13 protein-coding genes, 1 tRNA gene and 1 riboswitch are annotated in these 13521 nt (G+C 73.3%); of the genes, 3 read left to right on the top strand and 11 right to left on the bottom strand.

Features of this window, described 5'->3' with window-relative positions:
• Positions 1 to 77 precede the first annotated feature (77 nt).
• Entirely contained in the window at positions 78 to 1052 is a 975-nt protein-coding gene (locus HUT16_RS16775; protein WP_368662740.1) for a bifunctional DNA primase/polymerase, read from the top strand.
• Positions 1053 to 1329: 277 nt separating this feature from the next.
• Here HUT16_RS16775 and HUT16_RS16770 read toward each other — a convergent pair whose 3' ends face one another.
• The 4 genes from HUT16_RS16770 to HUT16_RS16755 form a co-directional block, all read right to left on the bottom strand.
• On the bottom strand, positions 1330 to 2307 hold the full coding sequence (locus HUT16_RS16770; RefSeq protein WP_176188970.1) for a DUF5926 family protein: 978 nt from the start codon (positions 2305 to 2307) through the stop codon (positions 1330 to 1332).
• A 76-nt stretch (positions 2308 to 2383) separates the two neighbouring features.
• The gene (locus HUT16_RS16765) at positions 2384 to 2881 is read right to left on the bottom strand and encodes an ATP-binding protein (RefSeq protein ID WP_176192708.1); all 498 of its coding nucleotides are present in this window, start codon (positions 2879 to 2881) and stop codon (positions 2384 to 2386) included.
• 249 nt (positions 2882 to 3130) lie between these two features.
• Positions 3131 to 3952, bottom strand: a complete 822-nt coding sequence (locus HUT16_RS16760; protein ID WP_368662686.1) for a glycerophosphodiester phosphodiesterase — start codon at positions 3950 to 3952, stop codon at positions 3131 to 3133.
• A 165-nt stretch (positions 3953 to 4117) separates the two neighbouring features.
• Entirely contained in the window at positions 4118 to 5491 is a 1374-nt protein-coding gene (locus HUT16_RS16755) for a cytosine permease (RefSeq protein WP_176188969.1), read from the bottom strand.
• Positions 5482 to 5633: riboswitch (TPP riboswitch) on the bottom strand. (Overlaps the previous gene by 10 nt.)
• Positions 5634 to 5958: 325 nt before the next feature.
• Here HUT16_RS16755 and HUT16_RS16750 point away from each other — a divergent pair.
• Positions 5959 to 7683: a S1C family serine protease gene (locus tag HUT16_RS16750; protein WP_176188968.1), complete on the top strand. Its 1725-nt coding sequence runs from the start codon at positions 5959 to 5961 to the stop codon at positions 7681 to 7683.
• A 61-nt stretch (positions 7684 to 7744) separates the two neighbouring features.
• Positions 7745 to 7830, top strand: a tRNA-Ser gene (locus tag HUT16_RS16745).
• 103 nt (positions 7831 to 7933) lie between these two features.
• Here the strand turns inward: HUT16_RS16745 and HUT16_RS16740 are convergent.
• From HUT16_RS16740 to HUT16_RS16710, 7 genes are all read right to left on the bottom strand, one after another.
• Positions 7934 to 9346 (bottom strand): site-specific integrase, encoded by a 1413-nt coding sequence (locus HUT16_RS16740; protein WP_176188967.1) that lies wholly within the window; start codon positions 9344 to 9346, stop codon positions 7934 to 7936.
• Positions 9347 to 9402: 56 nt separating this feature from the next.
• Positions 9403 to 9597 carry an AlpA family transcriptional regulator gene (locus tag HUT16_RS16735; protein WP_176188966.1) on the bottom strand — a complete coding sequence of 65 codons (195 nt, stop codon included), beginning with the start codon at positions 9595 to 9597 and terminating at the stop codon, positions 9403 to 9405.
• Positions 9598 to 9766: 169 nt separating this feature from the next.
• Positions 9767 to 11023, bottom strand: coding sequence for a DUF3631 domain-containing protein (locus HUT16_RS16730; protein WP_176188965.1), 1257 nt, complete (start codon positions 11021 to 11023; stop codon positions 9767 to 9769).
• 41 nt (positions 11024 to 11064) lie between these two features.
• On the bottom strand, positions 11065 to 11973 hold the full coding sequence (locus tag HUT16_RS16725; RefSeq protein WP_176188964.1) for a bifunctional DNA primase/polymerase: 909 nt from the start codon (positions 11971 to 11973) through the stop codon (positions 11065 to 11067).
• A gap of 55 nt (positions 11974 to 12028) precedes the next feature.
• Positions 12029 to 12355, bottom strand: coding sequence for a hypothetical protein (locus tag HUT16_RS38230; protein WP_254897837.1), 327 nt, complete (start codon positions 12353 to 12355; stop codon positions 12029 to 12031).
• The gene (locus tag HUT16_RS16715; protein ID WP_176188963.1) at positions 12352 to 12945 is read right to left on the bottom strand and encodes a hypothetical protein; all 594 of its coding nucleotides are present in this window, start codon (positions 12943 to 12945) and stop codon (positions 12352 to 12354) included. Before HUT16_RS16715 ends, HUT16_RS38230 begins: the two co-directional genes overlap by 4 nt.
• A 95-nt stretch (positions 12946 to 13040) precedes the next feature.
• Positions 13041 to 13469, bottom strand: a complete 429-nt coding sequence (locus tag HUT16_RS16710; RefSeq protein WP_176188962.1) for a hypothetical protein — start codon at positions 13467 to 13469, stop codon at positions 13041 to 13043.
• Between the last annotated feature and the right edge of the window lie 52 nt (positions 13470 to 13521).

Here is a 13521-nt window from a genome sequence, read left to right as displayed (position 1 = left end):
CAACTCCCCACAATCCGGAACGTGTCACGCAAGACCACCGAGACCGACCGAAACGATGTCTTTACTCACTACTCGGCATGTTTCCCCCACTTGTACACAGGCCGATCGGGGCATGTCCAGGAGTGCGGCGGCCGAACGTGCCAGGGATCGTATGGGCAGGCCGCCGGGGCGCCACCCGGGGCGGGACGCACTCACTCGTACGGTGGAACCGGGGGCCGGGCGGCCGCGTCCATCCGGAGGTATGGGGGATTCTCGTTCCAGCGGCGGGTAGCCGAGACGCACACGCACCGCCCGCCACCCCGAGCACGCCGAACACGCCGTCCGACCGGTCGGACGATCGCACCGACCGTGCCGTGCGCTCCGATGCGAACGCGGAAAGGAACGAGCCGCCATGCGCCCACCCCGCCGAGAGCAGCTGTCCGAGCGTGCCGGCCGGTGGTGGCCGGGCCGCCGGGGGCGTTCGCTGGCGCTCGCCGCCGCGCTGGAGGCCGCCGTCGGGTGCGGCTGGCCGGTGCTGCCGGGCGCGCGGACGGTCCGCGGGGCGCCGGGTCCGTGCTCGTGCGCCGACCGGTCCTGCACGGTGCCCGGCGGGCACCCGCACGACCCGCCGCTGGAGGCGGCCACCACCGATCCGCGGATGGTGCGCTGGTGGTGGAGCGGCGCGCGCCGGGCGCCCGGTGCTGGCGGCGACCGGGCGGGCGCTGGGCGCGGTGAGCCTGCCGCGCCCGGCCGGGCCGTGGCTGCTGCGGCACCTGGAGGAGATCGGCGTCCCGTGCGGCCCGGTGCTCGGCACGCCGGGCCGGTTCGTGCTGCTGACCGCGCCGTACACGCTGCCGGAGCTGGGCGGGATGCTGGCCGAACGGCCCTGGGTGCCGGGGGCGTTGCGCTACCACGGGCCGGGCGGGTACCTGGTGCTGCCGCCGTCCCGGACGGGGGCGGGCCCGGTGCACTGGGTGCGCCGGCCGGGGCGGGGCCGGCCGTGGCTGCCGGAGGTCGGGACGCTGCTGGGCGGGCTGATCACGGCCAGCGCGGTCGCCCTGCCGCAGCGCTGAACCGGCCTCCGGGCCGGTCTCCGGCTGGGCCCGGGCCGGTCCTCGGAGCCGCCCGTCTTGATGATGCTCAGTCAGCTAGGCTGCGGGGAACGGCCCGGAACGACGAATGTCCGACCGCTGGCGACGGGGGATGCACCAGCGGTCGGACATTCCAAACAGTAACAAAGATCCGGCTCCGCGCCAATTTGTCCACGCCGAAAGGTCTTTGGGATTCCCGGCGGCCTTCCGGTGAACGCCGGGAAATGTGACGCGGGTCACTCCGGAGTGGTGCGGGCGGTCAGTTCAGGGTGATCTGACGGCTCACCAGATTGGCCCGGGCCCGGCGCTCCTCGGCGGTCAGCGGCGCGGGCGCGGCCAGCACCTCGGCCAGCTTCGCGGCGAACTCCACGGCCGGCTTCTCCACCTCGGCGGCGGACATCTCCACCGGCAGGTCCCACACCGGGACGGTCAGGCCGTGCGCCCGGAACGAGCCGACCAGCTTGGTGTCCTCGCCCAGCGAGCTGTCGCCGGCCGCCGACAGCCGGGCCAGCGCGTCCAGCAGCTGCTCCTCGGGGACGGTCATCACCCAGCGCAGGTGGTTCTTGTCCGGCGTGCCGCACCAGTACGCCGAGTCCACCCCGGCCAGCTTCTCGGTCGGGATCGCCGAGGCGTTGGCCCGCTCCAGCGAGGCCGCCACCTCGCCGGTCGCCGACTCGGCGTCCTCCAGCCAGAACTCGAAGCCGGTGTGCACCTCGGGCTCGAACGCGGCCGAGGTGTCCAGCAGGTCCTGCAGGCGGCGGCCGCCCGGGTTGGTCCGGCGGGCCGGCACCGGGGTGCCCGGCTCGGTGGCCAGCGCCAGCTCCAGCGCGTCCGCCAGGTCACGGCTCAGGTCACCGGAGGAGGACTGCGTCTGCAGACCCAGCAGGATCGACCCGTCCGGGCGGCGCAGCGCCGGCCAGGCCAGCGGCAGCACCGTCGCCAGCGTCACCGACGGGACGTCGCCGACGGCCTCGTCCGCCACCCCGGCGGCCAGCGCCAGCGGCACCGTCGCGGCCGGGACCAGCTCGCGCAGGGCCACCCAGTCGGCCTCGCCCGGCAGGCCCTCGAACGGGCGGTGCACCAACTCCTGCACCGCGTGCGCCGCCTGACGGCCGTGGCAGGCCTTGTACCGGCGGCCGGAACCGCACGGGCACGCCTCGCGCGCCCCGACGACCGGGACCTCGCCCTCGACGGCGGTGGACTGGCTGGGCTGCTTCTTCGCGGCCTTCTTGGCCATGGTGCGGCTCTCCCGGAGACGTCGGACGTTGCACCGGGCAGCCTACTTCGCCCGCGCGGCCCCGCCCGGGCCCCGCTCAGGCGCTGCGCCGCCGCCCGCCGCCCGCGACCTGCCCGAACGCCGGCAGCTGCGCCCAGACCGTCACCTGACCGGGTGCGTGCCGCACGCCCCAGTCCCGGGCGAGCTTGCCCACGATGCTCAGGCCCCGGCCGCCGTGCGCCGTCACCGAGGGGCTGGCCGGGACCGGCCGGGTCACCGCCCCGCCGTCCGTCACCTCCAGGGTCAGCAGGCCGTCGCCGAGCATCTGCCAACTCACCAGCACCGTGCCGCTCTCCGCCTCCTCGTCGGCCGCGCCGTCGCCTTCCGGCCCCAGCGGTCTCGCGTGCCGACAGGAATTGCTGAGCAGTTCGGAGAGGATCAACACCGCGTCGTCAATCACCGCTTCCGGTATCGACCGGTCGCCGAGATCGCTGCGCAGCCTGCGCCGCGCGGTCGAAACACTGGCCGGCCCGTGCGGAACCGCCATGGCCGATGAGGTCGACCCGGCCTGAACTGGCACAGCTCGCGCCACCATCAACGCCACCCCCGGACCTCCTTCAGCTTCTGCCGAGGGATGGATGCCCGCAGGTAATGCGTCGGAAACGGACGTTCGACGATCCGATGGCGGCATTAACGACATCCGCACGGACCACGGGCAAAAGGTGAGGCGTCCCTCACGTTCCGCCCCGGCGATCGGCGGGAAACACCGCGCGGAAATACCCCGTTCGGTATTTCTGTCACGCGATTGGACCGCGGGTGCCGCCCCGCGCGCGGGCCGGGGCGGTCAGCGCCCGAGCCGGGCCAGCACCTCGGCCGGGCGGTTGGTGATCAGCGCCTCCACCCCCAGCGACAGGCACAGTTCGACGTCCTCCGGCCGGTCCACCGTCCACACGTGCACCCGGTGCCCGGCCCGGCGCAGCGCCGTCACCACGCCCGGGTTCCGCCGCACCAGCTCGATGCCCGGGCCCGCGATCGACGCGCCGCCCGGCAGCGACCTGGTCCGGCCCAGCACCGGCAGCCGGCGCTCCCACAGGTACACCCGGGGCACCGCCGGGGCGGCCCGCCGGACGCGGTGCAGGGCCAGCTCGGAGAAGCTCATCACCCGCACCGCCGACTCCTCGGGGGAGGCCGGCAGCAGCCCGAACCGGCCCAGCGTCCGCAGCAGTTCGGCCTCCACCCGGCCCGCGTACCGCACCGGGTGCTTGGTCTCGATCGCCAGCTCCACCCGCCGCCCGGCGTCCGCGACCAGCTCCAGCAGCCGCTCCAGGGTGAGCACCGAGCTGCGCCGCGGCTCCCGGGGGTCCTTCCACGAACCGAAGTCCAGCGCGGAGAGCTGAGCCAGCGTCATCGCCGACACCGTGCCCCGCCCGTCGGAGGTCCGCTCCACCGTGCGGTCGTGCACGCACACCAACTGCCCGTCGGCGGTGACCCGGACGTCGCACTCCAGCCCGTCCGCGCCCTCCTCCAGCGCCCGCCGGTACGCCTCCTCGGTGTGCTCCGGCAGCGCCGCCGAGGAGCCCCGGTGGGCGATCACCTTGACCGCCGAGCGGTCGACGCGGTCCGTCCGGGCGGCGGCCGGACCGGCCGCGCTGTGCTGGGTGTCCACGCCGACCACCGTACGCGGCGCCCGGTGGCCGCCGTCCCCCGGCACGGCGACGGGCGGGTGAACAGCGGCCGTCTCCGGCCGGGCGGCGGGCGGGTGGCCGGTGGTCGTTTCCCGGCCCGGCGGCGGGCGGTCGGGCGGTCGGCCGAACGGGCGGACGGCCGCGGCTCAGGAGCGCCCGGCGTCGTCCTTCGGCCGCTCCAGCGCGGTCACCGCGAGGGTGGCCAGCGCCGCCGCCAGGAACGAGAACAGCGAGGCCGAGGTCCACGCCTGCGGGGTGAAGTGCACCGCCCGCTGGACGCCCTCCCACAGCCCGGTCCACCAGTCGCCGATCCCGGACGGGGCGAGCAGCTGGTACACCGCGAAGCCCACCGCCCACGGCAGCAGCATCACCCAGCGGGCCGGGGCGTCCTGCCCCAGGTCCCAGCCGCGTCGGCCCGCGCCCAGGAAGTAGTCGGCCGCCAGCACCGCGAACAGCGGCACGAACACCGAGCCGATCAGGCCCAGGAACCCGTAGTACGAGTCGGTGAACTCCTTGATCTGCAGCGCCAGCACCGTCACCAGCACGCCGATCCCGCCGGTCAGCACCCGGCGGTCCACCCGCGGCCACAGGTTGTGGACCGACATCGCGGTCGAGTACACGTTCGCGAACGACTGGTCGGTCTCCCGCAGCACCAGCACCAGCAGGAACGCCCAGCCCGCCGCCACGCCGGTGAACGACTCGAAGATCCGGCCCTCGTCGCCGCCCGACTGCAGCAGCGCGACGACGCCCAGCACGTAGCACCACACCTGGGCCACCGAGTACCCGGAGAACGTCGCCCAGAACGCCTTCGAGGAGCTGCGCGCGTGCCGGGTGTAGTCCGCGGCCAGCGGCACGAAGGAGACCGACACCGCGATCACCGCGTCCGTCGCGTGCAGGAAGCCGTGCCAGTTGCCCGCGCCCGGGTCCGGGAAGCCCTGCCGGGCGAACTGCACCGTGAAGTACACCATCGCCGCGCCCACCGCGACCGCCACGTACTTGCGCAGCACCGCGATCGCGCCCAGCGGCCAGATCGTCAGCACCGTGGTCAGCACGCCCGCCAGCAGCACGAACAGCCAGCGCCAGCCCGCGGTGCCGGACACGGTCTGCGCGCCCCAGGCCACCACCGTCAGCTCGTACACGCCCCAGCCGACGCACTGCACGATGTTCAGCACCGTCGGCACGTACGACAGCCGGGTGCCGAACAGGCCGCGCAGCACCGCCATCGCCGGGGCGCCGGTCCGGGCGCCCACCAGGGCCGCCACCGCCAGCATCGCGGTGCCGATCACGGTGCCCGCGACGATCGCCGTCACGGCGGCGGCGAAGCCCAGCTCCTGGCCGGACTTGCCGAGCACCGTCGCGGCGCTGGTGAAGCCGATCAGGCTCACCCCGAGGTTCGCCCACAGCGCGAACAGCGCCCGGAAGTCCAGGGTGCGCGGCGGGGCGGTGTCGAGGGTCAGCGGTGCCTCGGCGCGCGCCTCGGGGGCGCGCTCGGAAAGCTGGGCAGACGGAACAGCCGTCATGGCCGATACTCCCTACGCCGGCATTACCCGGACAGGTTCCGGCGGTCAGCGCCCCCTCGGCCGTGGTGGCGTCACCGCCATGCCCTACGGTCGAACCGGCGCACTCTCAGCCTGGCTGGTCCAAGCTCCCGCGACGTTCTTCGGTTTACAGGAGCGACAGGCTAGCCTCCGGACGGGGGAACGCCAAGACCGGGGGCGGTCCGTCCGCATCGCGGGCAGCCGTCCGGCCCGCCGCCGGGCCCGCTGCCGCGCAGGTCGCGGGGCGTGTCACTGGGCGCGTCACCGGGCATGTCGCTGTGCATGTCGCTGTGCATGTCAGAGCGGGCTAAGGCTTCTCATGATTTCTTCAGGGGCCCGCTTACGGTGTCCGAATCCGGTATAGGAAAAACTGTGCCCCGAGGTTGTGAACCGTGACCCCGGCGCCGCGGTTCGCGGCCGAAGGTTCTGTTCAGCGATGGAGGTCGTCCGTGAGCACCGAGCACGCGAGTGGTACCACCCCGCCGGAGAAGGCCACCGGGCCCACCGGCACCGAGGCGGTGGCCGCCGGCTCCGGTACGCCCGCCGCGCCCGCCCCCGCCTACCTGGACGCGCCGCCGCCGGTGCTGCCCCCGGCCCCGCCGGTGCCCGCGGCCGAGCAGACCATCCAGCTCGGCAAGGTGGTGCCGGACGCGGCCCCGGCCGCCGCGCCCGCAGCCGCCGCGCCCGCCGCGCCCGCGCCCGTCGCCCCGGCCGCTCCGGTGGACGCGCCGCCGCCGTTCCAGCACCCGTACGGCGCGGCGGCCGAGCCGGTCAGCCCGTACGCGCGTCCGGACGGGGCCGCCACCGCGGTCGAAGCGGCGCTGCCCGCGTCCGCCGCGCCCACCGTGACCTCGCCCGTGCTGCAGGAGGGCCAGGCCGCCCCCGGCGACCCGTCCGCCCCCCAGCAGCCGCACCACCCGTTCGGCGCCGGCCAGCCGGTCGGCGGCTGGGGCCACCCGTCCGGCTCGGCCCCGGCGGGCGGCGCCGGCACCGGCGGCCCCGGCACCCCGTGGGGCGCGCCGCAGCCCGGGGCCGGCGGTCCCGGGAAGCGCAAGCGCGGCTCGCTGGTCGCCCTGGTCGCGGCCGTCGCCCTGGTGGCGGGCCTGGCCGGCGGCGCGATCGGCGCCTCCGTCACCGACAACGGCCGCAACGGCGGCGGCAGCGGCGCCAGCCACAGCAGCACCACCGTCACCGTCGGCGACACCCACAAGAACCTCGACCGGGCCCCCGAGTCCGTCGCCGGGATCGCCGCGAAGGCGCTGCCGTCCACCGTCACCATCAAGGCCGAGGGCTCCAGCGAGTCCGGCACCGGCACCGGGTTCGTCTTCGACACCGAGGGCCACATCCTCACCAACAACCACGTGGTCGCCCCCGCCGCCAACGGCGGCAAGCTCACCGTCAAGTTCTCCGACGGCTCCTCGTACAGCGCCTCGGTGGTCGGCCGCGCCCAGGGCTACGACGTCGCGGTCGTCCGCCTGGACGACCCGCCGACCGACAAGCTCAACCCGCTGCCGCTCGGCGACTCCGACAAGGTCGCCATCGGCGACGCCACCATCGCGATCGGCGCCCCCTACGGCCTGGAGGGCACCGTCACCACCGGCATCATCTCGGCCAAGGACCGCCCGGTGGCCTCCGGCGACGAGACCGGCGCGCAGGCCTCCTACATGAACGCCCTGCAGACCGACGCCTCGATCAACCCGGGCAACTCCGGCGGCCCGCTGCTCGACGCCGGCGGCTCGGTGATCGGCATCAACTCCGCGATCCAGTCCAACACCAGCGGCAACGGCCGGGCCGGCTCCATCGGCCTCGGCTTCGCCATCCCGATCAACCAGGCCAAGTGGGTCGCCCAGACCCTGATCAAGGACGGCACCCCCGTCTACGCGATCCTCGGCGTCCTGCGCAACGACAACTACAACGGCGACGGCGCCCAGATCTCCACCACCGCCGTCCAGGGCACCCCGGCCGTCACCCCCGGCGGCCCCGCCGACCAGGCCGGTCTCAAGGCCGGCGACGTCATCACCAAGCTCGGCGGCATCTCCATCGACAGCGGCCCCACCCTGGTCAGCGAGATCTGGACGCACAAGCCCGGCGAGAAGGTCGAGGTCGAGTACAAGCGCGACGGCAAGACCGCCAAGACCACCGTCACCCTCGGCGAACGCAAGGGCGACAACTGACCCCCACCCCGAAACGGTGTGCACCCGGGCCGCTCCGACCCGTTAGGCTGGCCTCCACCTAGGAGGGTTGCCCGAGCGGCCTAAGGGACCAGTCTTGAAAACTGTCGTGGCCTCGCGCCACCGTGGGTTCAAATCCCACACCCTCCGCGCAGGTGGCTGAACAGCCAGGTCAGGGCGGGTACCGGAGAGATTCTGGTACCCGCCCTGACTCGTTCCGTGCCGGGCTGTCCCACCCCTGTGCCGGGCTCGGTCAGTGTTCGTGGGCCAGGTGTGGGCCGGATTCGAGCCCGTACTCGGCGTCCAGGAACCGCTGGATCAGCTCGTTGGCCTGCTCCCGCCGGCCGTTCAGCACCTTGGCGTAGAAGTGGAACAGCACCGCCACGCTGTGCCCGGCCCGGTACGCCACCTCGGTCGGGTCCACCCCGGAGGCGATCCAGCCCGAGACGCAGGTGGCCCGCAGCTTGCCCGGAGTCTCGGCCAGCGGGGTCTCCAGCTGGTGCGGCGGCAGGACCAGCTGCCGGGCCTCCTTCCAGACGTCCGAGTACTCCTTGGTGGAAACCAGCCCGCCGGTCGCCGACTGGAACAGCCGCCCGTCCAGGCCGAGCCCGAACTCCTCCACGTGCGCACGGAGCCGCTGCACGTAGACCGGCGGGATCGGCACCGTCCGGGTGGAGTTCCGGGCCCGATGCTTCAACCCGCGCTCCTCGTAGGTCTTGCCGTCGTCCGTCCACCGGGAGCCGACCCGCGGTGAGGTCTTCGCCAGCACGGCCGACCCCCATCCCTCGGCCGGCAGGTGGCAGTCCTCCCTCCGCAGGTTCACCGCCTCCGAGGGGCGGGTGGCGATCCAGTTGGTGGCGCCGTACAGGGTCGACATGTGCCGACCGCGAGTGCCGAGCGTGGCGACGGCGTCGACCAGCTCCCGCGCCTGGCGGGGCCCCGGGACGTAGCGCCAGTCGATCTCGGAGTCGGTCTCCGGCGGCGACCAGTCGATGAAGCTCAGCGGGTTGGCGGTGAAGAACCGCCGCTCCACCGCGTAGCGCAGGGCGCCGCTGAAGGTGGAGTACTTCCGGCGGATCGTGTTGTCCGCAGCTCGGGTGCCGTCCAGCTTCAGCGTGATGGCGGTGAGCGCCTCCCGGATCACGTCGGACTCGTCCAACCGGGAGATGGGCAGCGACCGCTCGGCGATCCACTCCAACGCCGCGGCGATCTCGGGCGGCGGGTCGCCCTTCTGCGGCGAGAAGTTGAACGCCCAGCAGCTCAGCGCCCGCCGCAGCACCCGGGGCGGCGGGCCGCCGCGGGGGTCCGTGACCAGCGCGGGCGTGAGCGTCGCGAGGCCATCTGCACGGGCCGAGCGCTCCTTGGCGGAGTCGTCGGGCCACTTCATCGAGACGTGCTTCACCGCGTGGCCGAACCAGGTCTCCTCCGGCGGCGCTTCCTTCGCCCGCAGCGCCTCCAGCTCGGAGACCGGGAGTCCGGTCTCCTCGTCGAACTGCTCGCCGTTCTTCATCGCCGTCTTCAGCTCGGACAACCGGCCGATGGCCAGCGTCTTCGTGACGAAGCTCTTCGAGTGGCCCTCCGATCCGACCTTCCAACGGAGTTCGAACGGGCGCCGGCGCCCCTCTCGCTTGCGGATCGTGTAGAGGCGGACGTCGTAGGTCAGCAAGAGGTACTCCTGAGAGGGGCCCCGGCATCCCGGGGCCCCTACGAGTTGAAGGGTGGTCAGGCTGCGGTGCTCTGCTCCTGCGCGATCCACCAGGCGTCGAGGTCCGAGCGCCGGACGCGGATCTGACCGTTCGGCAGCTTCAGGAGTTTCGGGCCCTTGCCGCGGGCGACCATGCGGTAGAAGGCCGAGCGGGACATGTCGAGTTCTTCGAGGACGGCGGCGAGCTTGAGCTTCGTCTCCGGGTTGGGCATGTGCGGCTCCTCAATCGGGATCTTGGGCTTTCGCCCTCTCTTTCTTGAGGTCCGCTACCGCCGCTACGTCCGCTACTTCCCTGGTCAAGGGCTTGTAGCGGGTAGCGCTTCAGGTAGCGGTAGCGGATCGGTGCCGCTTCCGGTGGCTACCGGGAGCGGCAGGTGATTACTATCGGGCGATGCTCTGCTCGGTGGCGGAAGTCGGGTCGGCATCCGCTACCGCTACCGGTTCCGCTACCGAGAACAGGGCCCTGACCTGGGAGGTAGCGGGAGAAGCGGCGGTAGCGGACACCTCGGGGGCGGGCTGGCAGTAACGCGTCCAGGCGTCGGCGAGGTCGGAGGCGTAGTAGCCCTTGGCGACGGACTTGGGGCCGGTCTTGATGTTGCGGGGCTTGATGGGGTCGCCGTCGACGGTGACGTAGTCGCCGAGCATGCGGGCGAGCGCGCGGGCGACGATGGGCTTGCCGTCGAGGTCGGCCCACGGCGCGTCGTCCAGTTCGGCGAGCTTGCCGAGCAGGTCGGAGGTGAGCATGCGTTCGGCGGGCCCGAAGATGTCGCGCAGGTCGGTCAGCAGCCGGATACCGACGCTGCCCTTGTCGTTGGCGCGGGCGGCGGTGACGAGCTGGACGCAGGCGGCGCGGGCGCGGGCGGGCCAGTGGCCGCCGGCGGCGTCGGCGACGGCGAGCAGGGGCTCCCAGACGTCGGCGGGGCGGTCGCTGATGCCCTCGGGCAGCTCGGGCCAGACGTCCTGGAGCTTGTCCCGGACGCTGTCGGCCCAGGCAGCGAGGCGCTTGCGCAGGGCGTGGCCCTGGGCGGCGTGGACGCGCTCGCGGAAGGGTTCGACCTTCTCGTTGGGGGCGCGGCGGCGCATCCGGATGATGACGGAGCGGCTCATGATCGTGTCGGGGAGGTCGCCGAGTCCGCCCATGGCGAGTGCGGCGTAGACGGGGAAGCGCTGGACGGTCTGGGTGTTGCCGTCGCCGACGCAGCGCAGGACGACGCCGGAGCGGCGGTGGCCGGAGTTGATGAGTCCGCGCAGGTCCTCGTTGCCGGCGGCCTTGGGCCCGAAGGTGGTGTCGACCTCGTCGAACAGCACGGTCGGGCGGGCCTCGGGGTCGGAGACGGAGCGGAACAGCGCGGCCGGGCTGACGTCGGTGGTGAGCATCGGGCGCGGGGTGAGCGTCTCGATGATCTCCAGCGCGCGGGTCTTGCCGGAGCCGGGCTCGGGGGAGAGGAACGCGATCCTGGGGGTGGACTCGAACGCGTCGAGGAGGTGGGTGTGGGCGTCCCACAGCACCACGGCGACGAACGCGGCCTCGCTGGGGAAGACGTTGAAGCGGCGGTGGTGCTTCTCCACGTCGTCCAAGAGGGCGGCGCCGTCCTCGGGCCCGTCGGGGGCGGTGTGGGGCGGGGTGTGTTCGGTCATCGGGGGTGGTCTCCTGGTTGTTCGCGGGCGGGCCGTCGGGCCTAACGAGCGTTGCTGGTGAAGGAGTTGGCGGCTTCGAAGCCCCTGGTGACGGCACGGGCGGCGTAGTCGTCGGGGACGCCGACGGAGGCGGCGGCGGCGATGAGGTGGGCGGCGATGGCGTCCAGGCCGCAGGGCCCGGGGCAGTGGGCGTGCTGGGCGGCGAGGAAGCGGGCGACGCCGAAGGTCTGCGATCCGGCGCCGGACTCGGGCAGCGCACGGATCTTCGCCAGGCCGCGGTTCAGGCCGTCGGTGACGTAGCGCTCGGTGTGGCGGCAGCCGGTGGCGACGTTCCGCGACCACGGGGCGGGGCTGGAAGAGGCCAACCGCCCGCCGATCGGGGCGGGGTTGGCCTCTTCAGCCCGGACCACCAGCGCGCGGACGGCGTCGGTGAGGCGGGTCATCGTGCCGGTGCCGGTGCCGAGCCAACGGGCGTACTGCATCAGCGACTTGACGTCCACCCCAGGCCGGACACCGTTGGAGGACGGCATGGCGCCGAGGTAGACCCAGTGCTCCCCGCGGGTGGTCGCCACGGTGCGGGTGGGCGGCATGTGTTCGCGGGCCCAGGCGACGGCGTCCGCGTGGTCGAGGTCGAGCACGGTCAACCCGGCGCCGCCCGGGTGGTAGCCGACGGCGCGGGCCTCGCGCCAGGCGTCCAGCCACGGCCTGGACAGGATCACCTGTCGGTCGGTGCTGGCGGCGGCCCAGGCGTGGCACGGCCTCGGGCACTCACAGGGACCGGGGGCGCGCATGTTCGGCCGGCCGCCGCACCGGGAGCGGGTCGGGCTGATCTTCTCGCAGGCACGGCAGTTGCCCAGGGGCCCCTTGCCCTCGCGCAGCGGCAGCACCGGCACGCCCGCCGCCGCGAGCCGGAGCGCGTCGGCGATCAGGTAGTGCGTGGGATCGGTCATCCGGAGTCCTTCCGGACCGACCAGCCCGCCGCTGACCGGCGGGCCGGTCGGCGGGTCACAGGTCGAAGAGGGCGTCCGGCCTGGCCGCGACGATGCTCCGCTGAGCCTTGCGCGCCAGCAGGCGGGCGGCGTCGCGGCAGGCAGGGCACCAGGCGTCGAGGGCCCGCTTGGGCAGGGCGGCGATACGGTGCGGGGGCAGCAGCAGTTCGGCCGAGTCGGCGGGTGCCGCGAGGAGACGGACGGTGCCGCCGACGTTGGCGAACAGGAACGTGCGGTAGTCGATGCGGCCCTGCGCGGCCAGCACCAGAGCCGCGGTGGACTGCACGCCACCGCCGAAGGAGAAGGAGCGGATCACCGGGGCCTGCTGCGTGGGGGTGCTCATCGGACGCCTCCGGCGGCGAGGTCGTTCACCAGGTGGGCGTGCATGTTCACGAAGCCGACCAGGGAGTTGACCGCGTCCTTGGCCTGCATCGTCATGCGAGGCCCGGGTGCCGCGACCGTCGGGGTGATCAGGTCGTAGGTGGGAACGGGCAGCAGGAGCGTGGCGGTGATCAGCAGCGCGCTGCGACCGGTGGGGCGGGGCTCTTCCAGTGCGGTGAAGGCGCCGTCGGTGGCCCACACGTCGCGCTGCCAGTCCGACAGCCGGTGGTCCGGGGCGGCGGCGAGCTGGTGGTGGCGCAGGGGGACGTCGATGCGCACGGCGACCTGGTCCAGGTCCTCGCCGTAGCTGACGAGGGTGAGGGAGTGCAGGTCGGGGCGGACGCGGACGTAGCCCGGCGACATGACCGGGGCGGTGGCGGTCTGCCAGGCGGCGAACGCGAACTGCTGGGCGGAGAGCAGGTCGCCGTCCTCGTGCAGCAGGCTGGCGTTGTAGCCGAGGTAGGCGCCGAAGCGCGAGAAGCCGTCGGAGGCGTCGCGTCGGTCGGCGACGTCGTCGGCGAAAGCCAGCGTGGACGGGCTGAACTTGGGCATGCTGGTTCCTGTTCGCTTGTGCGGACTGGGCCCCGCAGCAGCCGTCTCTCTGCCAAGATCGGTCGGCTGCTGCGGGGCTTTTGGTGTGTCTGGGGTCAGGCGTAGTAGGAGAGTTGGGCGGCGGTGGTGTGGTCGATGTCGCCCTCTTCCACGGCGCGGGCGAGGTCGGGGGTGAGCTGGTCGGCAGTGGGTTCGGGGGCCGGGTCCGACAGGGGCAACAGGTGCGAGTCGCCGGTGAGCAGGGCGTGGACGGCGGCGGTGATGATGTCAGGGGTGGCGACCAGACCGAGGACCAGTTCGTCGGTGTTGTTGAGGAAGCCGTCGTCGTTCACGTAGCCCCAGTGCCAGCCGATGACCTGCGTCCACACCAGTCCGACCGGTCCACGGGGGACGCTGATGTAGATCTCGGTGAGCATGACCTCGCCGTCGTCGCTGTCGAACTGGGTGAACGACTCACCGCCCTCGGCGAGGTCACCGAGGGCGGCGAGGACGGCCTCGAAGTACGGTTCGTGCGGGGCGCTCATGGGCGCTTCCCTTCGCGTGGAAGGGCCGGGCTGTCCGGCCCCCGCACCGCCC

It is taken from the genome of Kitasatospora sp. NA04385 (genome assembly GCF_013364235.1).
Lineage (GTDB): Bacteria > Actinomycetota > Actinomycetes > Streptomycetales > Streptomycetaceae > Kitasatospora.
Note: the sequence above shows the minus strand (reverse complement) of the source record. Positions and strands in the feature narration are given on the sequence as shown.